At 38.3% G+C, this 23,805-nt stretch carries 28 protein-coding genes; 24 read left to right on the top strand and 4 right to left on the bottom strand.

From position 1 onward, the window contains the following. The first annotated feature begins 234 nt into the window (after positions 1-234). The 5 genes from EI981_RS20595 (at position 235) to EI981_RS20575 (ending at position 3,272) form a co-directional block, all read left to right on the top strand. Positions 235-681: a hypothetical protein gene (locus EI981_RS20595; protein WP_127001410.1), complete on the top strand. Its 447-nt coding sequence runs from the start codon at positions 235-237 to the stop codon at positions 679-681. 244 nt (positions 682-925) lie between these two features. Further along, positions 926-1,225 carry an immunity 53 family protein gene (locus EI981_RS20590; protein ID WP_127001408.1) on the top strand — a complete coding sequence of 100 codons (300 nt, stop codon included), beginning with the start codon at positions 926-928 and terminating at the stop codon, positions 1,223-1,225. Positions 1,226-1,433: 208 nt separating this feature from the next. Further along, on the top strand, positions 1,434-1,799 hold the full coding sequence (locus tag EI981_RS20585) for a hypothetical protein (RefSeq protein WP_127001406.1): 366 nt from the start codon (positions 1,434-1,436) through the stop codon (positions 1,797-1,799). Positions 1,800-2,120: 321 nt separating this feature from the next. Then, positions 2,121-2,525, top strand: a complete 405-nt coding sequence (locus tag EI981_RS20580; protein WP_127001404.1) for a 3-hydroxyacyl-ACP dehydratase FabZ family protein — start codon at positions 2,121-2,123, stop codon at positions 2,523-2,525. 240 nt (positions 2,526-2,765) lie between these two features. Beyond that, positions 2,766-3,272: a DinB family protein gene (locus EI981_RS20575; protein WP_127001402.1), complete on the top strand. Its 507-nt coding sequence runs from the start codon at positions 2,766-2,768 to the stop codon at positions 3,270-3,272. Positions 3,273-3,529: 257 nt separating this feature from the next. On the opposite strand, the gene EI981_RS20570 is transcribed toward EI981_RS20575, so the two are convergent. Continuing rightward, entirely contained in the window at positions 3,530-4,249 is a 720-nt protein-coding gene (locus EI981_RS20570; protein WP_127001400.1) for a CAP domain-containing protein, read from the bottom strand. 408 nt (positions 4,250-4,657) lie between these two features. Here EI981_RS20570 and EI981_RS20565 point away from each other — a divergent pair, with 408 nt between their 5' ends. The 7 genes from EI981_RS20565 to EI981_RS20535 all read left to right on the top strand — a co-directional run bounded on the left by EI981_RS20565 (position 4,658) and on the right by EI981_RS20535 (position 9,290). Next, on the top strand, positions 4,658-5,017 hold the full coding sequence (locus tag EI981_RS20565; protein WP_127001398.1) for a hypothetical protein: 360 nt from the start codon (positions 4,658-4,660) through the stop codon (positions 5,015-5,017). A 146-nt stretch (positions 5,018-5,163) separates the two neighbouring features. Further along, positions 5,164-5,673: an isopentenyl transferase family protein gene (locus EI981_RS20560; RefSeq protein ID WP_127001396.1), complete on the top strand. Its 510-nt coding sequence runs from the start codon at positions 5,164-5,166 to the stop codon at positions 5,671-5,673. A gap of 420 nt (positions 5,674-6,093) precedes the next feature. Further along, the gene (locus EI981_RS20555) at positions 6,094-6,594 is read left to right on the top strand and encodes an NUDIX domain-containing protein (protein ID WP_162616232.1); all 501 of its coding nucleotides are present in this window, start codon (positions 6,094-6,096) and stop codon (positions 6,592-6,594) included. Positions 6,595-6,672: 78 nt separating this feature from the next. Then, positions 6,673-7,473 carry a P-loop NTPase family protein gene (locus EI981_RS20550; RefSeq protein ID WP_127001392.1) on the top strand — a complete coding sequence of 267 codons (801 nt, stop codon included), beginning with the start codon at positions 6,673-6,675 and terminating at the stop codon, positions 7,471-7,473. Between the two features lie 143 nt (positions 7,474-7,616). Further along, positions 7,617-8,189 carry a CHAP domain-containing protein gene (locus EI981_RS20545; protein WP_227011515.1) on the top strand — a complete coding sequence of 191 codons (573 nt, stop codon included), beginning with the start codon at positions 7,617-7,619 and terminating at the stop codon, positions 8,187-8,189. A 336-nt stretch (positions 8,190-8,525) separates the two neighbouring features. Further along, the gene (locus EI981_RS20540) at positions 8,526-8,879 is read left to right on the top strand and encodes an acylphosphatase (RefSeq protein WP_127001390.1); all 354 of its coding nucleotides are present in this window, start codon (positions 8,526-8,528) and stop codon (positions 8,877-8,879) included. Between the two features lie 168 nt (positions 8,880-9,047). After that, complete coding sequence (locus EI981_RS20535; protein WP_127001388.1) at positions 9,048-9,290, top strand: hypothetical protein; 243 nt, start codon at positions 9,048-9,050, stop codon at positions 9,288-9,290. 173 nt (positions 9,291-9,463) lie between these two features. On the opposite strand, the gene EI981_RS20530 is transcribed toward EI981_RS20535, so the two are convergent. The 3 genes from EI981_RS20530 to EI981_RS20520 all read right to left on the bottom strand — a co-directional run bounded on the left by EI981_RS20530 (position 9,464) and on the right by EI981_RS20520 (position 11,753). Then, a complete protein-coding gene (locus EI981_RS20530; protein WP_127001386.1) occupies positions 9,464-10,207 on the bottom strand; it encodes an ABC transporter permease in 744 nt (247 codons plus the stop codon). After that, complete coding sequence (locus tag EI981_RS20525) at positions 10,204-10,926, bottom strand: ABC transporter ATP-binding protein (RefSeq protein WP_127001384.1); 723 nt, start codon at positions 10,924-10,926, stop codon at positions 10,204-10,206. The genes EI981_RS20530 and EI981_RS20525 overlap by 4 nt, the downstream gene beginning before the upstream one ends. Positions 10,927-10,991: 65 nt before the next feature. Continuing rightward, complete coding sequence (locus tag EI981_RS20520) at positions 10,992-11,753, bottom strand: MerR family transcriptional regulator (protein ID WP_127001382.1); 762 nt, start codon at positions 11,751-11,753, stop codon at positions 10,992-10,994. A 465-nt stretch (positions 11,754-12,218) separates the two neighbouring features. Between EI981_RS20520 and EI981_RS20515 the strand changes: the two genes are divergently transcribed. From EI981_RS20515 to EI981_RS20460, 12 genes are all read left to right on the top strand, one after another. Beyond that, on the top strand, positions 12,219-12,815 hold the full coding sequence (locus EI981_RS20515) for a GrpB family protein (protein WP_127001380.1): 597 nt from the start codon (positions 12,219-12,221) through the stop codon (positions 12,813-12,815). Positions 12,816-12,871: 56 nt separating this feature from the next. Continuing rightward, on the top strand, positions 12,872-13,573 hold the full coding sequence (locus EI981_RS20510) for an alpha/beta hydrolase (RefSeq protein ID WP_127001378.1): 702 nt from the start codon (positions 12,872-12,874) through the stop codon (positions 13,571-13,573). A 188-nt stretch (positions 13,574-13,761) separates the two neighbouring features. Then, positions 13,762-14,271: a GNAT family N-acetyltransferase gene (locus EI981_RS20505; RefSeq protein WP_127001376.1), complete on the top strand. Its 510-nt coding sequence runs from the start codon at positions 13,762-13,764 to the stop codon at positions 14,269-14,271. A 158-nt stretch (positions 14,272-14,429) separates the two neighbouring features. Then, a complete protein-coding gene (locus tag EI981_RS20500) occupies positions 14,430-15,023 on the top strand; it encodes a hypothetical protein (protein ID WP_127001374.1) in 594 nt (197 codons plus the stop codon). Positions 15,024-15,879: 856 nt separating this feature from the next. Next, on the top strand, positions 15,880-17,031 hold the full coding sequence (locus EI981_RS20495; protein WP_127001372.1) for a phosphotransferase: 1,152 nt from the start codon (positions 15,880-15,882) through the stop codon (positions 17,029-17,031). Between the two features lie 41 nt (positions 17,032-17,072). Beyond that, entirely contained in the window at positions 17,073-17,552 is a 480-nt protein-coding gene (locus tag EI981_RS20490) for a hypothetical protein (protein WP_127001370.1), read from the top strand. 311 nt (positions 17,553-17,863) lie between these two features. Then, on the top strand, positions 17,864-19,054 hold the full coding sequence (locus tag EI981_RS20485) for an amino acid deaminase/aldolase (RefSeq protein ID WP_127001368.1): 1,191 nt from the start codon (positions 17,864-17,866) through the stop codon (positions 19,052-19,054). Beyond that, positions 19,042-20,379 (top strand): D-arabinono-1,4-lactone oxidase, encoded by a 1,338-nt coding sequence (locus tag EI981_RS20480; RefSeq protein ID WP_127001358.1) that lies wholly within the window; start codon positions 19,042-19,044, stop codon positions 20,377-20,379. The genes EI981_RS20485 and EI981_RS20480 overlap by 13 nt, the downstream gene beginning before the upstream one ends. Positions 20,380-21,245: 866 nt before the next feature. Continuing rightward, entirely contained in the window at positions 21,246-21,707 is a 462-nt protein-coding gene (locus EI981_RS20475; protein ID WP_127001356.1) for a GNAT family N-acetyltransferase, read from the top strand. Between the two features lie 143 nt (positions 21,708-21,850). After that, positions 21,851-22,585, top strand: coding sequence for a YfjL-like protein (locus EI981_RS20470; protein WP_127001354.1), 735 nt, complete (start codon positions 21,851-21,853; stop codon positions 22,583-22,585). A 201-nt stretch (positions 22,586-22,786) separates the two neighbouring features. Further along, positions 22,787-23,260, top strand: coding sequence for a GNAT family N-acetyltransferase (locus tag EI981_RS20465; RefSeq protein WP_127001352.1), 474 nt, complete (start codon positions 22,787-22,789; stop codon positions 23,258-23,260). Positions 23,261-23,296: 36 nt separating this feature from the next. Continuing rightward, entirely contained in the window at positions 23,297-23,758 is a 462-nt protein-coding gene (locus tag EI981_RS20460) for a GNAT family N-acetyltransferase (protein WP_127001350.1), read from the top strand. Positions 23,759-23,805 lie beyond the last annotated feature (47 nt).

Genomic DNA, 23,805 nt, shown 5'->3' with positions numbered 1-23,805 from the left:
AAAGATCGCTATGGATCACTACGGGATTTCAAAGAGATCAGAGGCATCGGATAACATCGTATCTACGCTGTGGGTCGTTCGGACCTTGGTTCGCAAGAAGTGGGAGGCAGAGAAAGAAGATCCAGCTCAAAACCTTGCGAGAATAAGTCCGTCGACGCGGTGCGATGCGTCTTAAGCTTCTCGGATTCTTAGATACAAGAACGTTATCGGAAATTACCGAAGGGAGAAAATCAATTGAAAAAGATATTTGTTATGATATCTCTTATATTTTGGTTATCGTCTTGTAATTTAAAAAACGAGGATAATAACTTGCTTACAACTTACTCTATATCTTCTCAAGTCATAGAAAGTCCAGAATATATAAATGAAAATATATATAGCGGAAATGAATTAGATATTATTAGACTTATTAACCAAAGAATGAAATACACATTTGAAGAGAACGAAAGTGAATATATGAAATTATTCCATGCTACAAGCCCAATAAATGGCCTGCCGAAATATAAACTAAAAACAGTCAAACTATTAGATGAAATAAATATACAAGAACAGAAATATTCATTTGTTGCCTTAGTAAAAGCTGAAGATATAGTGATTTCAGGTGAGGCATTTAATTATAATTACGTTTTTATAAAGGCTAAGAACTCCAATGATGAATGGAAGATCGGAGATATTGATTAAGTAGTTCAAGGATTCGGTAACATCCGATAACATTATATTCAGGCCATTCAACCCTCGATTCGGCAGAAGAATGAGGAGGTTCGATGTTGAGTATTCATAGCAGGGATGCACAAGTAGCTGGACACATCCAACTCCGGCCGCCCTTCGGGCTTAAGGGAGTTGGACGTCGTGAATACAGGTACGATATGTGAAATTCATGAAGTGCACTAAATAACGAAAAACAAAAGAAAGAAGGTCAAAGGCTATTAATTACTTAGAGTGGATTGAAGAATGGTATGAACTCCAATGCAATGAAGATTGGGAACATATTTATGGAATAAAGCTCGAAACATTAGATAATCCAGGGTGGAAGCTAGAAATATCTCTAATGGACACAGAATTAGAAGAGAAGCTATTTAAACAAATTGATATCGCAAGAAGTGAGACTGATTGGTTTCACTGTAGAATTGAAGAGTGTGTATTTAAAGGTTATGGAGGAACAAGAAATCTACAAGATATATTAAGGACATTTAAGGAATGGGCTGAACTTGAAACAAAATCATAAGAATATAATCATATTAATTCAATGAAAAATCATGAACTTCACATAATACCGTATCTACGCTGCAGGCTTAGGCCTTTCGGTTCGTAGATACAAGAACGTTATATGAAAATCAGCGCTAAACGAAAAAAACAAAAGCAAATTTCTTTTGAAATTATTAAGATAACGGGCAATTCACTTTGATTAGGTGCGAAGAAAGGACATTAATTACATGGAAGAGGTATCATATGTAGATAAGTTGGAATCAATAAAATCTTTGCAATCAACAATTAGTAAGCTCGAGAATGCCTTATCCCAGATGACTAATAATGGCGTAAATACTACTCTGGTAAAGAAAAGACTCAAAGCTGTTTACATCGGCCTAGCTATGCTAGAAAACGTTTGGAATCAAAGTCCCCATCACTATACTCAGGAAGATTTAGCAGAAGCTCGCAATGTTATTACTGGTTTATTTCCATCAATTGAAAATAGTTATGCTAAGTCAAAGACTGGTAGTCCCCAAAGAACGCTTTTAGAAAGAAGGATTAAAGCGTTGGAACTATCTATTCAAGCGATTGATGAACTATCCACTAAATAATTCGTAATGTAAACAAAGAACACTTAACTACTTAAAATTTTATGGGCAAATATGTTGGTATTTCGGGAAGGCACTGACATCCTATAACACTGTATCTACGCGGCGGGGCTGAAGTCCCTTTGGTCTGCCCGAGGCATTTAAGAGAAGCGAAATAAGGCAGACAACCCTGCACAGACTAAGTCCGTCGGACCCGACGCATACGCGCCTTAAGCCAGTAAGGGTTCGTAGATACAACAAAGTTATATGAAATTGTTGCAAATATTTTATTAAGGACTACAGTTCATTAAAGACCATGAATAAATAATTTTGAGGTGCATACCAATGATTGATATTCCAAGCGTAATTCCACATCGATATCCATTTTTAATGATTGATCGAATTGTTGAGTTAGAGCAAGGTAAGTGGGCTAAAGGATATAAGAATGTGACATGTAATGAATGGTTTATTACTGAGTCAAGTCAATGTATGCCAAGTATGATGATTGTGGAGGCATTAGCGCAATTAGGAGCATTCACAACATCAAGTAAGGAGAATAGTTTGGGCTTTCTTTCATCTTTAAACGGTATTGAAATTATAGGCAATGCTTATCCAGGTGATAGAGTTGAATTATATTATGAAGTTATCAAGAACAGAAGAGGTTTTATATTGGGTAAAGGAGAGGCCATTGTTGGAAACCGAGTAATTATTAGAGCAAAAGAGATTATGATATATATACAAGGCTCCTAATAATTCGCTAATTTTTTGTGTGACTATTCAAGAGGGCAATAACATCAGATAACATCGTATCTAAACAGCGAGCCGTTCGGCCTTTGGTTCGCAAGAAGAGGTGAACAGAGAAGTAGATTCAGCTCACAATCCTGCGTGGGAAAGTCCGTCGGACCCGGTCGCTCCCTTAAGTCTCTCGGGTTCGTAGATACAAGAACGTTATAGGAAATATCCGCAAAAAATAAAGTAAGGGGGTTTTCCATGGAACTTCAAGAAATCAATCAAAAATTAAAAGAAACAAGAGACGAATTACTAGGGATTCTTGATGGATTGAGTGAAGATCAATTAAACAAACAAAAAGACTCATTCAGTTGGAGTATCAGTCAGGTATGTCAACACCTAGCTAAAACAGAAGAACTATACGTTGTAGCAATAAGGAAAGGATTAAAGTGCACAGAAGATTCACTCATAGAGAATAAACCATTAGAATTTCTACTTGATAGAAGTAATAAGTTAGAAGCTCCTGACATTGCTAAACCAACTGATGAGTTTTTAGAATATGAAGAAATCATTGAGAAGTTAAACTATTCAAGAAATAAGTTACATGAAATATTAAATACAGTAGATGACCCAGCAGTGCTGAGTAGAAGACATTTTATACATCCAGTCTTTAAAGAGATGTTATTAATTGAATGGGTTAGATCACTGTATTTACATGAACAAAGACATATTAAACAAATTAATGAAATTATAGAAAAGTTTAAGTAAGGCTTTGCATATTCAAAGATGGCAAAGTAGAGCCTGATAACATAAAACAACACATTCACGTTGCGGGCTGAAACTCTCGGTCTGCTGAGGCATTTCTATGAAGTCATTCAGCAGACAAGATGGAGATGGATGAGATTGATAATTCGAGTCAGTTCGAGGACACAAAACAACTGGTGGTGTATGCAGGATCTGTAAGTATCAAAAACCCGACATAAATTGCGGGTTTTTGATACTTTATTGTTGGGAGATGAGAGGCGCTATCCAGTAAATTCCTGGACCCATGTGTTGTTATAATAAGCAATACCGATATGAGTATAACTATTATTCAGTATATTTGCTTTGTGGCCAGGGCTATTCATCCACTCCTTCATAACCTGGGTAGGGGTGGTTTGCCCTTTTGCGATGTTTTCTCCAGCGGTATTGTATGTGATCCCGAATTCCTTCATCATATCGAAGGGGGATCCATGTGTTGGAGAATTATGATCAAAGTAATTGTTGTTGTACATGTCCTGTGCCTTGACCATAGCCACATTTGACAATTCTTCACTCCTATTCAAGGAACTTAATCCTGTTTTGGCCCTTTCTTGATTGACTAGATCCAGAACCTGCTGCTCGAAGTCGGATTTATCCGTAGTATCTTTCTTACCCTCCTGTACTTGTCCTGTTGAACCTGTTGGCTCCTTATTTTCAGGATTTCCTGCAGGTGCCTGGTTTGCTGGATTTCCATCCGGTGTTCGAATCAGATCCAACAAATCCGATGGAATTCCATTTTGTGTTTCTTTTGTTGTAATAGATGATCTCTCTTGCCAAGATGTTGCTGTTGATGATGCCTGTGTGAGGACAGAGTTTGGTGCAGCAGCATGATCATGAGTTGAAATTTGTTTTTGATTAGGAGTCACTTGCTTTTGCATCATATTGTTATGGGACGAACAGCCTGCCACCAATAATAATATTGTTAAAACGAAAAACTTTGCCATTTGCCAACCTCCTAGATCCGTTAGTTAATGAAGTTACCGGATTTAGGTTTTCCTGTATGCCATTTACTTATTCCCCAATATGGTTTTCTCCTTATCCAGTATCTTTTTGTGATCGATAAAGGCATTAGCTTCATCTAACTTCGTATTCACGCTACAGGGCTATCGCCCTTTGGTTATCAGGATGTATAATCATAGAAGTAGCTCAGACAACAAATGACCCCGCCTAAGATAGGAGTTATCTAAGGCGGGGTCATTTCGTCAATACAAAACGTTATATGTAACCCCATTAAAAGACTTTTATTATTTTTTAGCACACCAAGGATGTGTGACTTTAAAACCTATATTTAAAGATGGATCGGTAAGATATGTGCTAAGGGCAAGTACCAATAATTAACTGGAGTTGAGAATTTGATTAAAATTAAGCAAGACAGTAAAACATCAATTAATTTAATCTTTGATGTTTATGGGGCAGGATTATTACTTTCAAGAATGAAATTGCCTGGGGATACAACAGTTAAGCTAGATGAAGTATCATTAACTCTTACAAAGAAAACAATAGATATCTTAAAAATAACAATAAATGAAGAGTATGACAGGATATTACCTGAGAATTCTACCCTCATATTAGAATTAGATAGCGATACCCTCAAGTATTTTGAGAAAAGACTAGATGATTGTTTAAATGGAGAGGATTTTTACCCAGCTGAATTATGTAAGGTTAACTTTCGTAAATGGAAGATTAATATTTATGCATTCTTAACTAAATAATTTCTTTGGAGTTTTTCGTTAATATGGAGATATCACGTTTTCTGTCTTGCAGACAATGTGGCTTAATGTTCTTGGGTTTATGAATACAGGAACGTTAGATGAAATCGTCGCAAAATTTTTTTGAGAGCAATTCAATGGAGGAAGAAATGAAAAAAGTGTTAGTCATTGGTTGTCCCGGAACTGGTAAGTCAACTTTTTCATCAAGACTTAGCAAAGAATCAGGATTACCTGTGATTCATTTAGATTCATTTTACTGGAAACCAGGATGGATCAGTTGTAGTAATCAGGAGTTTGATGAAATACTTAAAAATTTATTACTTCAAGAAACCTATATCATGGATGGAAACTATGGAAGGACGTTAGATTTTAGAATTCCTTTTGCTGACACTGTTTACTTTTTCGATTTTCCACGATATCTATGTCTTTATAGGGTGATAAAAAGGACAATTTGGAATCATGGTACAACTGGAGAATACATGGGGAAGGATTGTCCAGAAAGTATTGATTATAAATTTATAAAGTCCGTGTGGAATTTCAGGAAGAATCAACGAATGAGAATAATTAAAGTATTAGAGAAGTACAAGGGAAGTAAGAATATTGTTATTTTCAGAAAGCCCAAGGAAGTAAACAATTATTTCAAGAGCTTTTCCAAGTAATTTGAAGAAAGCGACGACATCATCTATCATCGCATTCAACGCTGCGGTTCGACAAGCCGATCTTTTGGTCCGGAAGGGGCATTTCGGGGGAGCGAATATATAAATGGCAAATATCTCGATAGATTAATTTATGGATTGAAATCAAATGAATGGTGAGGATGATAGGGTGCTCCAAGAAGGCAGATGACATCATCTAACACCAAATACACGTTACGGGTCGAGATGTCGCCCCTCGGTTCGGAAGTAGCACGATGATGCATTGCATTTCAATACAGAGTAGAGGAATCAGCCGGACACATTCGCACACACTAAACGCATCCCGGCTGGCGACTTTGTTGTCTTAAGTCGGTGGGACATTGTGAATACATGAACGTTATGTGAAAGGGATGCAATTGATTACAGGACAAAGGAATGAGCCACATGGAACTTCGTCAGTTGGCTACTGCCTACATCTTCAAAGAAGAGAAATTGCTGATGATAAAGAAATCTAAAAGTCGCTTGTACAATAATGAGTTTTGGAGTGGGCTGGGAGGACATCTTGAGCCTGATGAGTTGAACGATCCTAAAACAGCATGTTATAGAGAGATCTTAGAAGAGTCAGGGATAAAAGAGTCAGAACTATTAGATTTAAAGCTGAGATATATACTTATTAGAATAAAAGAAAATGAGATTAGGCAACAGTATGTTTATATTGGCGAGACACTAAAAAATCAGATTGTTGCTTCTTATGAAGGAGAACTAGAGTGGCTAGCTATTCATGAGGTACTGTCGAAACATATTTCAAGGATAAATCGAGGAATGTTAGAGCATTATCTAGTACACAGAGATAGCGAGTGTATTTATGTAGGCGTAATAACAATGGGAGAGAAACAAGAACCAGTAATGCAGTGGTCAGAGTTAAGAGATCCTATGATCTTTTAGCAATTCGACTTTTTGAATTATCAAATATGGATGGAAAATTCAATAATGGGTTTATTTAATATGATAAAGGTGAGTTGAGTGAAAAACAGTAAATTAATTATGTTTGAAGGTATTCCAGGTTCAGGGAAAACAACTACAGCCCAATTGTTTAATAATTACCTTAAAGAAGTTGGAGTAAACACAAAAGTATATGTTGAAGGTAATGAGCATCCGATTGATTTGCCGTTTTATGCTTATCTTACGAAGAACGAATACAATGATTTACTAAAAAGGTTTCCTCAACAAGAAGAATCGATCCAATTAAAGTCGATTATTGAAGATGATTATGTTTTATTACCATATAAAGTACCTGAGCCAAAACCATGGAGTGATGAGTTAATTGAATATTTATCTTCCAAAGAATTTTGTTATTCGAATACGGCTACTGTCCCATTTAATATATATAAGAAAGTATTCTACACACGCTTTGAACAGTATGTTACAAGAATATCTAATACAGATACAGTAACGATTTTCGAAAGTGTCCTATTTCAACATCAAATTCATGATATCAATAGAATGTATCCTCAAATCACTGAAGATGAAATCATTGAATACATAAGAAACCTCGCAATGATAATTAGTCCGTTAAATCCAGTATTATTCTATATATCGCAAGACAGCGTTGAAGAATCATTGAAACATACGGCTATTGTTCGTTCAAAACCAAAATGGTCAAGTCCTAAAACAATAGAATACTATATAAGACGCAAAAGTTTAGAACTAAGGGCAGTTAAATCCCTACCGTTTGGTTCGTATGTTATGGATAATACAGATAGAAATTGGAATAAGATGTTTGATGATATTAAGAACATTATCGAGCTTTCTGTAGATGTTTAAGAAATTCAGACAACAAACGCCTTAGCCAAAGATAAGAGCTATTTAAGGCTGGGGCGTTTCGTAAATACAAGAAAGTTATAAGAAATCGACAAAGAGATATTAATAACTGAAACAATTCACTTGAAACCCAAGGAGAAGTTATTTTGAAGAAAAAGATTTTGTTAGTTTTAACTTTTATTCTTCTTATCAGCATATTTGGTGGTTTGATGTACTTCTATAAAGTTACCAGAGAAGTCGGAAAAGTCGTGGATGAGTATAAAGGTGTTCCAGTTTATAACAATGGTATTGTTTATCAAAAAGATTATGGTAGAAATTTTAGTGACGATGGATATTATTATGGACAAAAATGGCAATGTGTTGAATTTGTGAAACGTTTTTATTACGATGCAAAAGATCATAAAATGCCAGATGTCTATGGCAACGCAAAGGATTTTTTTGATGATCGTGTTCTACAAGGACAAATAAATACTAAAAGGAACTTGATACAATATAGAAATGGTGATAATGAGAAGCCTCAACAAGATGATTTAATTGTATTTAATGATACTAAATTTGGACACGTTGCTATTATTACACAAGTTACAAATGATTATATTGAAGTTATTCAACAAAATATTTTTGGGAAACCAAGAGAACAATTTACAATCCAAAATGTAGACGGTAAGTGGTTTGTTGGTAATGAAAAAAAGCCGGCTGGTTGGTTAAGAAAGTTATAGATGGAAAATTTCTTGAATGTAAAGGAGAACAAGAAGAACTTATAGTAGAGAGTCGAGAGAGATTCAGATAAGCCGACGACATCAGCTAACACCGTATTCACGTTATGGAGCTTTCGCCTCTTGGTTATCAGATGTATAATCGTGGAAGAAGCTCAGACTATACACGACCCAGCCTAAAATAGAAGCTATCTAAGGCTGGATCGTTGATACGGGAACGTTATAGAAAATCAGCGCAAAAATTCAAAATTATTGGTAGAATTAACTAACAAATCGTTAATTTAAGGTGGTGTGTTTCAAAAATAAAAAGCAATTACAAAAAAAGGAGTCCACGGAAGAATGATTGTTTTTAAGAAATTAAGAAATAAATATGTAATTTGGCATGCAAATCGTGTTAAGATTCCAAAATTTACACCAAGTATTATAGTCAGAAAAAAAGCGATTTTTTCTGGAAGGGTACAAAAGGTAGGATTCCGCCTGGAAATATATTGTATTGCTCGAAGAATGAAATTAACTGGATGGGTGAGGAATTTAAATAATGGAAGTGTGGAAGCAGAATTACAAGGTGAAGAGTCCCAAATTAATTTTCTGGTCAATTGCATGCGGTCATTGAAAAGGGCGTCTGTAAAGAAATTGACAATAATTGATCTGCCTATTAGAGAGGGCGAAGAAAGCTTTACAATAGTGGAATAAAGTACATATATTCTGAGGGGATTATTCAGAAATTACACCCGATTATAATAGATGGGGTAATCTGTTTGATACATTATATAAGTACTAGGCTGGGTCATGTCGTGAATGCATAGACGTTAGGTGAAATTAATGTAAATTCTAAGGTCCTATTTTTGAGGTGAATCTAAGATGTCAGTAGTCAAAGTTGATTTGAATCAGAAAATAATATTAAAACACCTGATGACATTGTTTCTTCATGACTTGTCGGAATTTAATGAAGTACAAGAATTTAATCAAGAGAGTGGTTTGTTTGAATTTGATGTTTTTGAATGGTTTTTTGAGAAGGATGGTTTAATTCCATATTTTATTAAGCATGAGGATAACATTATATTCACGCATCGGAGCCTGTCGACCCCTTGGTCCGCTCGATGAGAGTGGCTGGGTTATCTAAAACTAGCGGAGGGCCCTTAAAAACGCGCATTTAATTACCTACCAATACCCCTTGGTATTGGCAGTAAAGTAGAATATTTATCTAAATTCGACGGATAGTTCGTCATAATGGATTTTAGTAAGACCAGTTGTCGGTTATCTTTACATTAATCCAATTATTCCCATTTGAAGAAGCGAAGAGAAATACCCATACATATCACTGTAAGTACAATCATCACAACCACAGGAATGATGACACTATCCATTGGCATGCCAAGTGAAGCGGCTTTCAACATCTTAATGCCCTGTGTCAGCGGTAATATATCGGACACTTTTTGAAGCGCCGCAGGCATAACTTCATAAGGCAAGGTAGCACCAGAGAAAATAAGCATTGGAAAATATAGCAGACTGGCTACAGCACTCGCTATTTTCATGTTTGGCGCCAGTCCACCCACCAGTAATCCTATGCTGAACATGGACAACATGACCAGTAAGTATGCGCCTAAAAATTGTAGCCATGAGCCATGAAATTGATAACCCAAAAAAATGATTGCAGTCATATAAACAAGGATAAGTGAAGCAATGGAATAAATCGCATAAATGACAACTTGTACGGCTAGTATAAGAGCGGGACTAGTCGGCGTTACCTTAAAGCGTTTTAGTATCCTCCTGCTTCGGTAATCGGACACCACTAAAGGAAGTCCCATAACTCCTCCAGCGCATATTGCAATCGTCGCCACCGCTCCAAAGGATTGTTCCAGGAAGGTATAAGCTGCGCCATCGAAAGCTGGCTTATTACCGAAAACTGCACCTAAAATGATCACTACGACGACAGGCATGCAGAGCGCAAAGATGAACATGTCCATCCCGCGAAGAGACAGTTTAGACTCTGTTTTGAGCAATGCCCTAAATGCTCTCATCTTCTTTCCTCCTCGTCTGTATACCAAAGATATGCATCCTCAAATTTCTTATGAGGACTGGCCGCAATCGCTTCCTGTACTGTCCCGTAAAAAATACTACTCCCCTTTTTCAGAATCATGATATTGTCACAAAGAGCTTCCACCTCGTCCATGAAGTGAGAGGTCAACAGGATGGTCAACCCTTTCGCTTTTAAATCAGCTAGGCTTTTCCATACATCCCGTCTTGCTCTCGCATCAAGCCCGGTAGTCAATTCGTCTAAAAATACGACCTCAGGGTTTGGAATTAACGCAAGAACGATGAACAGTCGTTGCTTCTGTCCTCCCGAAAGCTCGCTTACATAGCTTTTCAGCTTGTCGGAAAGTCCAAATTGATGTAACAAGCTCGCGTATTCCTTAGCCGTTTTGTAAAGAGATGCAGTGACCTCACAAAGTTCCGATACTCTTATCTTCTCTTGGTAATTGGCTTCTTGAAATTGAACACCGACCTTCTCAAACAGTTTTTTTCGTTCTTTTTGCGGATCCATTCCCAATATGGACACCGTACCGCTGTCCTGTTTTTTGGTACCTAATATACACTCAATGGTGGTGCTTTTGCCTGCACCGTTTGCGCCTAGCAAGCCGAACACTTCACCACGACAAATCGAAAGATTTAGATGATCAACTGCTTTGACGTTGGCGTAAGACTTGCTCAAGTTTTCTACCTTGATCGTTGTTTCCACGTTATCAAATCCCTCCTAAATGCTCTCTTTGCATAAATAAAATAACACCAGAGCAAAGTCTGGTGTTAAAATGTAGGGTTTGTAGTAAATTGCTTTTTCATTTCCTCCAGGTGAGCGAGCATCATTCGAGCGTTTTTCTTGGCGTATTGCAGGGATGTAAGCAGTTTATCGCATACGGAGATAATGTCGTCCGTTTCTTCGGGTGTATCAATTGCCTCTCGTATGTCCACGTTGGGATCACTGGATAAAGCATTTAGCATCCGTAAGATTGCGGCAAGGGAATAATTCGTGCAGCGTAAAGAACGTATAATTTTCAGCTTCTTGATATCCTCATCAGAATAAACGCGATAACCATTTTGCTTTCGTTTCACAGTCAATAAACCATTCATTTCCCAATTTCTTAAGGCGTCCATGGAGATTTGCAGAAGGTCAGCCGCTTCTTTTCTGGTTAAGTTGGCGTTGCTCAGTCCTTGGTTTTCGCCTAACAACAGTTTTTCTGTAATCGCTATAGCTTCTTCGGCGTTTCTTTGTTCTCTTTTTATTTGTTGGTAATAACGCTTCGTCAGATGAATAGCTTTGTTAAAATTTCTAGCAGACGACGTCTTAATAATATCAATTGCTTGTTTTCGAAGACTGTTTTGCAAAACCTCAACTTTTAGAGCTGTTCTCGCAAATTTAAGCTGCTCCAGATGGAAATCTGTAAAAACACGATACCCATTCGCTTTCCGTTCCGGTTTTGGAATGAGTCCAAGTTCCTCATAAAGCCGCACAGTGTTAGGATGGATTCCAATGCTGTGCGCTATTTCGGTTGTTTTGTACGTATTCATGAATGCTATCACCTCATCCTTGTACTATATCATCACGTAAAAGTCTGGTGTTATAGTGGAGGGTTTTTATTATAACTAATGACCACAAGAATAACCTTGCACCCCGGCAAACGCAATACGGCAAGAAATGGAGGTGTCAATACACTTGCGACTTTTATGCATTCTACCCTATGGCCAAAACGCAAAAAATCTTGCTTGCTGGCTAGCCCCAACCCCTTGCCACTTCGGGCCAAGATGGCCCGAAATCGCTCGCGCTCCATTAAGACATCATTTAACACCTTATTCACGAGCCGGGCTTTCGCCCCTTGGTTGTTGGATGTATAATCATGGAAGAAAGCTCAGACAACAAACGCCCCAGCCTAAGATAAGAGCTATCTAAGGCAGGGGCGTTTCGTGCAGTTATAGGCTGGAAAAACACGAGCGAAACTTATTACTTTAACTGAAGTCAGTGGAGGGCTATTTATTATGAAGGTTAGATTAAGGGACTTCAGTGAGGATTGGATTAGGCTTTATCATGAAGAAGCTAATTTTCTGAAAACCATATTAAACGAAGAGATTGTACAATTTGAACATTTTGGAAGCACCTCGGTTCCAGGAATGAAAGCAAAACCTGTGATTGACATGATGTGTATTGTCAAAAACATCAGAAAAATTGATTTATTTAACGAAAAGATGCGTTCTCTTGGTTATGATGTTGCTGGGGAATGGGGGGTCCCAGGAAGAAGGTTATTCCGCAAAGGTGGAGAGAATAGAACCCATCATATACATTTCTATGAAATTGATAATCCTCATATCGAACGCCATCTCATATTCAGAGACTATTTAAGAGCTCATCCCCAAGAGGTTGAAAGATACAGTCGATTTAAGGAAGAATTAGCCCAACGTTTTGAAAATACGAGTGAATATAGTACAGCAAAGAAGACGTTTGTGATGGAAATGGAGCAACTTGCTCTTACCTGGTTTACAGAAACTCAACAACAGATATCTAAGTCTGGGTCATTTCGTGAATACAAAACGTTAGACGAAAGTGAAAGGACTGATTACAACTGGATTCAATCATAGTTAACTACAAGAAATCAGAAGCGTATAGAAATCTTAGACTTTATGTAGATAAGTGTATGAAGCCAAGTGAAAGTCACCCTGCTATGATATTTTATCATGGAGCAGGTTTTACAAATAACAAAGTAAATACAAGTCAATTTCAACATCATGCTGCACACTTCGCATCACTTGGAATAACTACTGTACTTGCCGAGTATCGTCCATTAGAAATCGAAGGGCTATTTTCTCCAATAGAGAGCCTTAAAAATGCGAAATCTGTAATCCGATGGACAAGGCAGAATTCTAGGGATCTTGGTATTAATCCGAACAAGATTATAACTGTGGGAGCTTCAGCAGGAGGATATTTATGTTTATGCGCTGCGATGATTGATCAGTTTAATGATCCAATGGATAACTTATATATTAGTTCTAAACCGAATGCGATGATTTTATTTAATGGTGGAGTTGACTCTAAATTACTTGCAGACCTTTTTCCAGATTTGAAAGAACCATTATTATCTGCTTCTCCTATTAAAGAAGTGAAGGAAGGCTTGCCACCCAGTTTATTTTTTCATGGGACCGAAGATAAGAACATACCGATAGAAGATGTAAGCAATTTTATAGATAGAATGACAGAGAGAGGTAATAACTCAAAACTAATATCATTTGAAGGGCTAGGGCATGGATTTTTTAATTATGGGAACATGGACAATGAACCATATGAAAAGACTCTTAAAGAAACAGAGGAATTTCTAAGACAAATAGATTTTCTGGGGTAACTCAATGAACCTTCGTCTAACGCATTATTCGCGCTTCGGGCCATATAGCCCTTGATCCGCCAGAAGCATTCTCGATGATGAAGATTCGGACAGATACATAAGATAAGGGCTATCTAAGGGGAATGGACATCGTGAATACAAGAACGTTAGATGAAAAGGATCATGAACATTAAAGGAGATGTAGAAGTATGAATATTGAAATTGCTCAAATTAACAAAGATCAGAAAGAATTATTTTTGAACCTATACAATTTTTATCTATATGACCTATCTGAATATACAGGTGAAGAACTAAGAGATGAAGGAATGTTTGATCCGACTAATACTTATTTATATCTTGAACGTAGTGAGTTGTTTCCTTACTTTATTAAGAAAAACGGTAGGGTTATTGGATTTGTGTTGGTATGTTCACCTCCATTCGTAGATGAAAATATAGATTTTGCTATACAGGAGTTATTTGTTTTAAGGAAATATAGAGGAAAGAATATTGCCAAACAAGCAGTTCAATTAGTTTTAGGAACATTAGAGGGGATAATTAGAGTAGAACAGTTAAAGGTAAACAATTCGGCAGTTAGATTTTGGAACAAGTTCTATGAGGAACATAACATTTTAAAGTTATCAGAGAAAGAAGAGTCTATTACGATTGAGGGATTAGAAGGTATCCATACCATAATTAAACAAGATTTTAGAATCTCATAAGTATCTCAAAGAAGGTATCCTCATCAAATAACACTATATTCAAACATCGAGCCGTTGACTCTTGGTCCGCAGAAACTGATTCGGGGAGTATAAGCTGCGGACATACTTTTCCCTAAGAGAAAACCTGAAATAATTGAAGAAAATAAAGGAAAGATTATATGGCGAATAAAAGAGGGCGATATATAATTTTTATATTATTAATTATATTGTTTGTCCTATCAGCTTGCACGAGTACCAAATTTGAATCAAAATTTGAATTATATGATGGAAAGTCTTTATTTATAGCAGTTATTGGAGAACTACCGCAAATAAAAGAAGAGCAAGTTCACTTCAAAGAAATTTCATTTGATGATTTGAATAAAGGAGAATCAGATAAGTATGATGCTGTTTTGGTTATGAGAGAAAATCTTAATCAAGCAGCAGAAAGACAATATGCAGACATCTATACAAATTCACCAATACCATTCTTTTTTATTTCAACTACAAGTCATGTACCTTTTACTGAAAAGGATATCGAATATGAGGAGATTTGGGACTGGTCTCCAGGTACTATCTATGCTGTCGGTGTCTATAAATCAAATGAAGATGGTTCATTAAAAGGCTGGGGATTAGGTTTGTATAATGATGAAAAAACCGATGAAAACGTAGAGAATCTTTACTCAAGAATTTTTATGAAAATAGAAGAGCTAGATAGTCAGATTAAACAACAACGGCTTAAGTCAGTGAGGGTTCGCCAAAAAGACGTTATGTAAAATAACAAAAAACGAATAACAAAGGAGGCAACTATGGTAAACGGGGTTACACTATTGAATGGGGAACATTAGCACTTATTAATGCTGGATTGGCGCAGGGCAAAAATAGAAGTGGACTTAATTGTTGTTCTAGATAAGAAATAAAGACCTAGAAGTTGTTGAGAGGAACAGACCATATTAAGAGTGATAAGGAGTAGTTGCACTGAGATATTTCTTTAAATTCGTTCTATTTTTAAGTGTTTATACACTCATACCACTTTCGGTAATCTATATCATCAATTTATTAAATCAGTACGTAGAGGAGATAAGTAGAACTGATATACTTACAATGGAATCAATATTGGCATGGACTATTGGGTATTATGTTATTGGTTTATTGAATATAATATATTTTTGTAAAAGTGCAAAAGGATTAAGATTTTTTATAATTTGGATTGTTGGGCAAGAACTTATTGGATTAGGTATAGTTTTTTTCACTTTTCACGAAACAATGACTCATACCGGTGGATTCGCAATTTCACCATGGGATTTCGGGATATGGATTTTTACGATGTCTTTTAGCCTAATCTATACTCTCATTTATTTCCTTTTTGTCCATGGGGTTATCTCTAAAAAAACGATTCATCATGGATAATTTCAAAATTATAAGCGAGGATGCGACTTCCTATAACACCGTATTCACACTTCAGGACTATCGCCCTTTGGTTGGTCAGATATATAATTATGGAATGAGCTCAGTCAACAAACGCCTCAGCCTTAGATAGCTCTTATCTTAGGCTGGGGCGTTTCGTGAATACTAAGAACGTTATCGGAAATCAATACAGGTAAAAATAAGCTCAACAAGGAGACCAATTAAATGCACTCCAAAATTATGTTGATAAATAATTCTACCATTAATTTAGAGAATAAGATTGAACAGATCATAACTTGCATTCAATTCATTTATGAAAATCAAACTGTTGAACTTGTATCAATAACTTGTGATGATATTGGTTACAAAACCCCGAATTTCACAACATCTGCTATATTACGTTTGCATGGTCTAGTGAAGTTGTACGATGAATTGAAGCCCTGGTGCGTTATCTTAAAAATCATTAAACCAGACTCAGAGGAAAAAGATAACTTTGTACATCACAACTATTGGCGACGTGAAGCGCTTGTTTTTGAGTCAGGAGTTTTAAAAGAACTTCCTAACTCTATTTACACGGCAAAAAGCTATTTGGTTGAAGAACAACAAGATGGTACCATTTGGCTCTGGATGGAATATGTTGAGGGCGAATATGCGTATACAATTGAGCAATTTTCATATATTGCCCGGCAATTAGGCAGGTTTAATGGGGCTTATCTGGAAGGAGCAAAAAAATTACCTGAACATGAGTGGATATGCAGGGCATGGCTCAAGTCATGGACGACTGCAAGTCGCAAGTATGCTCCAAATATGGAGGCGTATGTAAGTCGGATATCAATAGAAAATATTCAGAGTACGTGGGCTTGGTATCAAGAGGTGCTCAAAAATATTGACTCATTATTAGACTCGCTCCAACATTTACCACGTGTACTGGCACATCAAGATTTAAGTCAGATGAATATGTTGCTCGTCACGAAAGAATCAAGTGAAAGTCATCTCGTGTTAATCGACTGGCAGTTCATGAGTATCTCGGGTATTGGCGAAGACTTGGGCAAATTATGTGGGGTGAATATGAGCCTGGGAACTATTCCACCTAGTCAATATCAAATGTTTCAGAACTCTTTATTTACTTCGTACATAGAAGGATTGCGAGAAATGGGGTGGCAGGGAGACGCAAGAGTGGCCCAGTATGGATTCTGTTTAAGTACTGCTCTAAGAAGTGTTTGGGAGGTCCCACAATTCTTTTCGATACTTTCTAAATTAGAGGAAGAACCAAACAATACTAAGCTTAGAGAAAAACTTAACCAGCTTGATAGCATTATTAAGATACACAAAAAATTGATTGAAGAGGCGATTCTCTTAAGAGAAGTATCAGCTTAAGGGTTGTGCGATATGAAATGCGAAAAGGACGGGATAATTTAATGAAGAAATTCATTTTATTAATCGTAGTATTTATTTTTGTATCTGGCTGTCAGCCAGGTGCTTCAAATCTGATACTGTTTGAAACAAAAGATGAATCCATAAAAAATTATATTGAAGAGAATTCACTTAAAGGATCAATTTTGGAGATAGATTTAGAAAATCAAGAGACTGTTTTACTTTTTAAACAGATGCAAGATAAATATTATTTAGGCGAGGTAGTTAAATCAAAAGAGAAGTATTCTCTTTTAAGAATTTCAGACGGAGTAGCTATTGGTAATACAACGGGTGCAATGTGGGATTTCAAAACATTCAAAGGTAATGTTTACACTTTGAAAATATCAAAAAACAAGGAAGATTCAGACTCTATCTTTAATAAAGAATTTGGATTATATGTATCAATTGTAAATGGAAAACGAAATTATGAAGATGAAAATACAGTAAATGTAATTAGTTCGAGCCAAATAATATTTATTCAGTAGTGCTTTGAAGGGGGATACCTGCTAATCTCGTATTTATGAATCGGCGATACCGCCCCTAAGGTTAGATGTACAATCATGGAAGATGCTCAAAACAAACGCCCAGCTTAAGATAAGAGTTATCTAAGGCTGGGGCGTTTCGTTAACAAAATGTTATAGGAAATCACCCCGTATTAAAACAATCATTTCTTAAATGATGTCTATGAGGTGAGGAACATTAAATCAAAAAAGAAATCTGATGGGCTATCTCTCTGTTGTTAGAATAATAATAATACAAGAAATCGTGTATCTTCCAGACAAAGGAGGTCGAGTTAGTGCGTGATTATCGTTACTATAAAGAAGTCTGCACTGGGCTTCCGATGCCCTTTGCCTTCGTTGATCTGGATCTGTTGCAGCAGAATATTCAGAGTGTTCTTCACCTTGCGAATGGGAAAAAAGTCCGCATTGCGAGTAAATCGATTCGCTCTGTTGATGTGCTTAGGCGCATTCTGCAGGCAAATGCGCAGTTTCAAGGGATCATGTGCTTTACGGTGCCTGAAGCACTCTATCTCGCGCAGCAAGGATTCACCGACTTGCTGTTAGGCTACCCTGCGTCGGATGCACGACTGCTCGCGTCCATCGCCATGCATCAGCGTGAAGGGTGCAGCATCACGCTGATGGTCGACTGCGAGACGCATGTCGAGCAGGCGGAAGCGGCAGCCGCCAAATATGGTGTGAGGCTGCCGCTCTGTGTGGACATCGATATGTCGATCGATGTCCCGGGGCTGCACTTCGGCGTATGGCGCTCGCCTATACGCTCTACAGCTGCGGCGCTCAGCCTCATCGAGCGCATCGCGCAGTCGAAGCACGTTGTTCTCGACGGGCTCATGGGTTACGAAGCGCAGGTCGCAGGATTAGGCGATCGCGTGCCTGGGCAAGCGCTGAAAAACGCGATCGTGCGGCTGCTCAAGCGCCGTTCAATCCGTGAAGCCGCTGTACGGCGGGCCGAGCTGGTCGCTGCGATCGAGCGCCTGGGAATTCCTCCGCTGCGGTTCGTGAATGCAGGCGGCACGGGCAGCTTGCATACAAGCAGCGTGGAGCCGACCGTCACCGAGGTTACAGCGGGCTCGGGGTTCTATTCGCCCGGTCTGTTCGACCACTACCGGGACTTCAACTTCCTACCCGCTGCAGGGTATGCGATCGAGATCGTGCGTCAGCCGCGGGGCGATCTCTACACTTGCTTAGGCGGTGGATACATGGCTTCGGGCGCTGCAGGCAGCGACAAACTGCCACGACCATACCTGCCGCAAGGAACGGCACTTCTTGCGATGGAAGGGGCGGGCGAAGTCCAGACGCCGATCCGCTACAACGGGCTAGAGGAGCTGAAACTCGGCGATCCGATATTCATGCGTCATAGCAAAGCAGGAGAGTTATGTGAACGATTCGCACATCTCTACTATATTTCAAATGGCAGTGTCGTTGGCAAGACAACGACATATCGGGGGGACGGACTATGCTTTCTGTAAACTTGAAGGAGCGCAATACGAAAGTATGGCACAATTGGTCAGGACTCGTACGCGGATTGCCGAGAAGCGTTGTATATCCGGTCAGCATAGAAGAGGTGGTCGGGATTGTTAAGGCATGCGCCGCCGAAGGACGGAAGCTGCGTGTCGTCGGATCCGGACATTCATTTACAAGGCTCGTCCAGACCGATGATGTATTGGTCTCTTTGGATCAATTGCAGGGTGTGATTGCTGTTGATTCGGAGAAGGGGATTGCCGAGGTGTGGGGTGGAACAAAATTGGACCGTCTCGGAAAAGAATTGCATGCCTATGGGGTCGCGCAAGAGAATCTGGGCGATATTAATGCACAATCCATTGCAGGAGCGATCAGTACAGGAACACATGGGACAGGGGAGCGGCTTGGGAGCCTCGCAACGCAAGTAGTGGGTTTGACGGTAGTGACAGCGGCAGGAGAAATCCTTGAATGTTCAGCCCCGCAGGATGAAGAACTTTTTCGGGCAATGCAGGTGTCACTAGGGATGTTCGGGATTATCGTGAAGATGAAGCTTCGTGTTGTACCTTCGTACGCTCTCCGCTATACAAGCAGCAAAATGCCACTATCCCAATGCCTTGAGCAGCTCGATCTACTCAAAAGGGAAAACCGTCATTTCGAGTTTTATTGGTTCCCTTATACGGATATCACTCAAGTAAAACTGACCAATAAGACGGATGAGGTTCCCGGAACGCCAAACCGCTGGAGTTACTGGAAAGTCATGCTGATGGAGAATGCGCTGTTCTGGTTATTGTCAGAGTGCTGTCGTTTCATACCACGCCTTTGTAAGCCAATAAGCCGATTATCAGCAACAGCCGTACCGGATGTGCAGGAGGTGGGGTATAGTCACCGTATTTTCGCGACGCCGCGGCTCGTTCGATTTAATGAAATGGAGTACAGTGTCCCGGCAGACCGCATGCGAACTGTACTTGAGGAAATACGCGATGCAGTAGATCGGTACCAATTTGCTGTTCATTTTCCAATCGAATGCCGTTATGTCCAGGGAGACGATATATGGCTCAGTCCGGCGAACGGACGTGATTCTGGCTATATCGCGGTACATATGTACCGTGGGATGGAGTATGCTGACTTTTTTACCAAAGTAGAGGAGATCTGTAGACGGAATGGCGGGAGACCTCATTGGGGCAAGATGCACACGATGCGCGCGGAGCAGCTATGTAGGTTATATCCGAAGTGGGATGCATTTCTTCGCCTTCGTCAAGAGCTTGATCCTTCGGGCGTATTCTTGAACCCTTACTTGGCAGAAATGCTGCAACAGAGCGAGCAGGCGCACTAGCTGGGCAGGCCGCAGTAAAGCTCTTAAACATATATCCGGCAAAGATAATCCAAGACTAAAAACTCGAATCGTCGACATGACACCAGCCAATTGGATCGGAAACAATGGCGTGGCGCCGTCCTTGGTTCGCCCAGGGAGATTGGTAGAGAAAGTAGAGTTAGGCGTACAATCCTGCTCCGGTTAAGATAGGAGCTATCTAAGCCGGTGACGGTTCGTGAATCAAGAACATGATGTGAAATCATTGCAAATAGTATATTTGAATGCCGTTCAAGGAGGAGAAACGTATCAGAATCCGCATTGGAGCTTGCGGTAGTGGTAAATCCTATATAGCTAAAGCTGCAGACTATCGCCCCTTGGTTGTCTAGATGTATAATCATGGAAGAAGCTCAGTCAACAAACGCTCCAGCCTAAGATATAAGCTATCTAAAGCTGGGGCGTTTCGTGAATACGTCAGCTGAAATCATATGCAATGATAATTAGGGGGGACATCAATGAAGATTGATAAATCTGTAATAAATCAAATTCTTGATTTATTGGACTATCAGGGAACAGATATTCATTTACTCGGTGGATATTCTAATAACGTTTACGAAATATCTTCATGATAGTTTCGAAAATACACTTCTTAGTAAAGGCATCACTCCAGAATTTTCGTCAATTATCTTTGTGCACCGAAATAGTTTACCCACATTCTTGAAAAACGACCCGAGAAGTAAACTGGACTTCCTTCCCCATGTTCTAGAAGAAATATGTAATGATTTAAATGTTAATGATCGGCTCTAGAAGACTTGGTGGGGCGTCGTGAACACGAGAACATTAGCTGAAATCAACGAAATATTGACTGAAAATCGAAAGGAATATAAGGAATGAAATTAATTCGTATAGAACCTATTGATAAAAGTAATTGGGAAGAAGCTCTCTCGATATCTTTACTCAGATCACAAGAGAAGCTTGTACCCTCTGTAATCGAATCTTTAGCATGGGCTTATATAAAACCGTGGGATGAGGCTTTTGATCCATATATTTTGCGTAAGGAAGATAAGGTATTTGGATTTTTCTATCTTTCCTATACACCAAATAGTACGAATAATTACTGGATCGGTGGTTTTCAAATAGACAAAGAATATCAAGGGACTGGATTAGGGTCACAATCTCTTAGAAGAATAGTAGAATTTATTCAAGAAACGCACAGACAATGCGAAGTAATATCTCTAACAATCGAAAGTACTAATGATCATGCTAGAAAGCTTTACGAGAAATTAGGATTTGTAAATCAAGACAGAGAGAATCAAGATGGCGAGATAATATATAAACTAAAATTAAAATAGACCAAAATAAAAGTATACAAAAATAATAGCTAGATGGTCAGGACTAGTAGGGACTACTGAAATTGGTAAAGGTGGCAAACGGCAGAATTATGTTCCTATGATGAGGTTGGATGAGGAAAGCAGTTCGGGTGGAGGGGAGCTATATGAAGAAAACAATATCTATTGTGATTGCTGTCTTGCTTGTGTCCTTTGTGTATTACCTCTATGTTGAAATAGAAGGATTGCCGTGGAAGCATGCTGAAGTAAAGCGGAAAGCAATCGAGTATATGAAACAAAAGTATAATATGGATGTTGCTGCAACGGGGAGTTCTTATAATTTTAAATTCAAAATATATACTGCGAAAGTATATAATGTGATGGATGCGAACAAAGCCATTATTCGTGTGGATGATGATGGTGACTTTGACGACGAGGGCAATTATGTTGGGAAGCGATTACAAGATGATTACACGCTAGTATATTGGTCTACACATATTCGGGATAGCCTTCAAAAACAGTATCCTGATCTATTCAAGCTACAGGATATCGATACGATACAGATTGAATACGCTTATTACACGTTATCGCTTGAAAGAGGACTTAGCGGTGATAAGGATCAATATGGAGTGCTTATTCCAGCAAAGCCTAAGGATATTCCAGAATTGTCTATACGATTAAAGACAATTGATATCGGGGACCATCTGCTGGAACAATTGCGTCAGGTGATTAATGATATGGTGAACACCTCCCAATCCATGGATGTATTCGTAAGGGCAGCTGATGATCGTGGGGAACATAAAGAAGAGATGTCGAAGACTGCTATTCTTCATATTGAACATGATAAACTGCGAACCTTCCATTCTATTGAGGAATTGAAAAAAGAGATAAAGAGTTGGTAACGATTGAAGAAGGTGAATACAAATGAAATGTAATAACATTACGTAGATCAACAAAATTTAAGCAAGAATTTGAACAAGCCAAAATATTGTTATAAGTCTACCTTTTTTCTTGAGCAAAGCGAAGGAATTGAGATTACCGGGGAACAGGATAATTAGATTGGTCTACCAGAAGTCATAAGTTTGTATTAGGGGAGTCATAAAATGGAGATTTCTTTATTCAAATCAGGTCTTAATGAAGCATCGATTATTCACGAGATGCAGATCAAAGCCTTTATGCCGCTGTTAGAAAAATATCAGGATTATGAAACCAGCCCTGCTAATGAATCTGTGGAGCGAATAATAGATCGATTAAATCAACCATTTACGGATTATTACATTATAAAAATATCTAATAATCCCGTAGGTGCAATTAGAATTGTAAAGTATGAGAATAAGACCTATCGAGTCAGCCCTATATTTATTTTGCCTGAATATCGAGGCAAAGGAATTGCCCAAAAAGTATTTTCGATTATCGAAAATATGTATAACGATGCGAGAAATTGGGAGTTGGATACAATATTGCAAGAGCAGGGTAATTGTTATCTTTATGAAAAGTTAGGTTATAAAAAAACGGGGGAAATAAAGCAAATTAACGATAAAATGACCATTGTATTTTATAATAAACGTATGATTTAGCATAACAATATACCCAGATTTCTTGGAGGCAAACATATGAAAAAAACAATGATTTCTTTAGTTCCAATTAACGCAGAGAATGAAATGGAATGTATTGATTTAAAGCCTAAAGAAGACCAGATGAATTTAGTTGCATCAAACGCAGATTCATTAATGCATGCAAAGAAAGAAATTACTTCAAAACCACATGGTATATATGTAGATGATTGTATGGTGGGTTTTCTTCTTTTTGATAACGAAGTCTATACTGACGGGTATTATTGGATTCTTAGATTCATGATTGACCATAGGTTTCAAGGGAAGGGTTATGGTAAGTCGGCAATATTGGAAGTTATTGAAATCCTAAGGAGAAAGAATGATTGTAAGGAGATTAGAGTATCACATGTTTCTAGTAATATTGTAGCAAATTCAGTCTATAAGAGTTGTGGATTTGAAGAAACCGGTGAGTATGAAGAGTGTGGTGACCCAATCTTACGCTATAGAGTGATTAAATCATAGAAATTGATTAATGAACTCAGTAGCTTTTTAAATTCACAATGGCATAA

The organism is Paenibacillus lutimineralis, assembly GCF_003991425.1.
GTDB lineage: Bacteria > Bacillota > Bacilli > Paenibacillales > Paenibacillaceae > Fontibacillus > Fontibacillus lutimineralis.
Note: the sequence above shows the minus strand (reverse complement) of the source record. Positions and strands in the feature narration are given on the sequence as shown.

Bases quoted from the DNA above. Each gene is read 5' to 3' on its own strand.
- EI981_RS20460 (WP_127001350.1), top strand. From the start codon at position 23,297: ATGAAAAAAACAATGATTTCTTTAGTTCCAATTAACGCAGAGAATGAA.
- EI981_RS20495 (WP_127001372.1), top strand. From the start codon at position 15,880: ATGCACTCCAAAATTATGTTGATAAATAATTCTACCATTAATTTAGAG.
- EI981_RS20480 (WP_127001358.1), top strand. From the start codon at position 19,042: ATGCTTTCTGTAAACTTGAAGGAGCGCAATACGAAAGTATGGCACAAT.
- EI981_RS20470 (WP_127001354.1), top strand. From the start codon at position 21,851: ATGAAGAAAACAATATCTATTGTGATTGCTGTCTTGCTTGTGTCCTTT.
- EI981_RS20555 (WP_162616232.1), top strand. From the start codon at position 6,094: ATGGAACTTCGTCAGTTGGCTACTGCCTACATCTTCAAAGAAGAGAAA.
- EI981_RS20500 (WP_127001374.1), top strand. From the start codon at position 14,430: ATGGCGAATAAAAGAGGGCGATATATAATTTTTATATTATTAATTATA.
- EI981_RS20535 (WP_127001388.1), top strand. From the start codon at position 9,048: ATGTCAGTAGTCAAAGTTGATTTGAATCAGAAAATAATATTAAAACAC.
- EI981_RS20465 (WP_127001352.1), top strand. From the start codon at position 22,787: ATGGAGATTTCTTTATTCAAATCAGGTCTTAATGAAGCATCGATTATT.
- EI981_RS20520 (WP_127001382.1), bottom strand. From the start codon at position 11,753: ATGAATACGTACAAAACAACCGAAATAGCGCACAGCATTGGAATCCAT.
- EI981_RS20515 (WP_127001380.1), top strand. From the start codon at position 12,219: ATGAAGGTTAGATTAAGGGACTTCAGTGAGGATTGGATTAGGCTTTAT.
- EI981_RS20560 (WP_127001396.1), top strand. From the start codon at position 5,164: ATGAAAAAAGTGTTAGTCATTGGTTGTCCCGGAACTGGTAAGTCAACT.
- EI981_RS20510 (WP_127001378.1), top strand. From the start codon at position 12,872: ATGAAGCCAAGTGAAAGTCACCCTGCTATGATATTTTATCATGGAGCA.
- EI981_RS20580 (WP_127001404.1), top strand. From the start codon at position 2,121: ATGATTGATATTCCAAGCGTAATTCCACATCGATATCCATTTTTAATG.
- EI981_RS20575 (WP_127001402.1), top strand. From the start codon at position 2,766: ATGGAACTTCAAGAAATCAATCAAAAATTAAAAGAAACAAGAGACGAA.
- EI981_RS20505 (WP_127001376.1), top strand. From the start codon at position 13,762: ATGAATATTGAAATTGCTCAAATTAACAAAGATCAGAAAGAATTATTT.
- EI981_RS20475 (WP_127001356.1), top strand. From the start codon at position 21,246: ATGAAATTAATTCGTATAGAACCTATTGATAAAAGTAATTGGGAAGAA.
- EI981_RS20540 (WP_127001390.1), top strand. From the start codon at position 8,526: ATGATTGTTTTTAAGAAATTAAGAAATAAATATGTAATTTGGCATGCA.
- EI981_RS20585 (WP_127001406.1), top strand. From the start codon at position 1,434: ATGGAAGAGGTATCATATGTAGATAAGTTGGAATCAATAAAATCTTTG.
- EI981_RS20530 (WP_127001386.1), bottom strand. From the start codon at position 10,207: ATGAGAGCATTTAGGGCATTGCTCAAAACAGAGTCTAAACTGTCTCTT.
- EI981_RS20570 (WP_127001400.1), bottom strand. From the start codon at position 4,249: ATGGCAAAGTTTTTCGTTTTAACAATATTATTATTGGTGGCAGGCTGT.
- EI981_RS20490 (WP_127001370.1), top strand. From the start codon at position 17,073: ATGAAGAAATTCATTTTATTAATCGTAGTATTTATTTTTGTATCTGGC.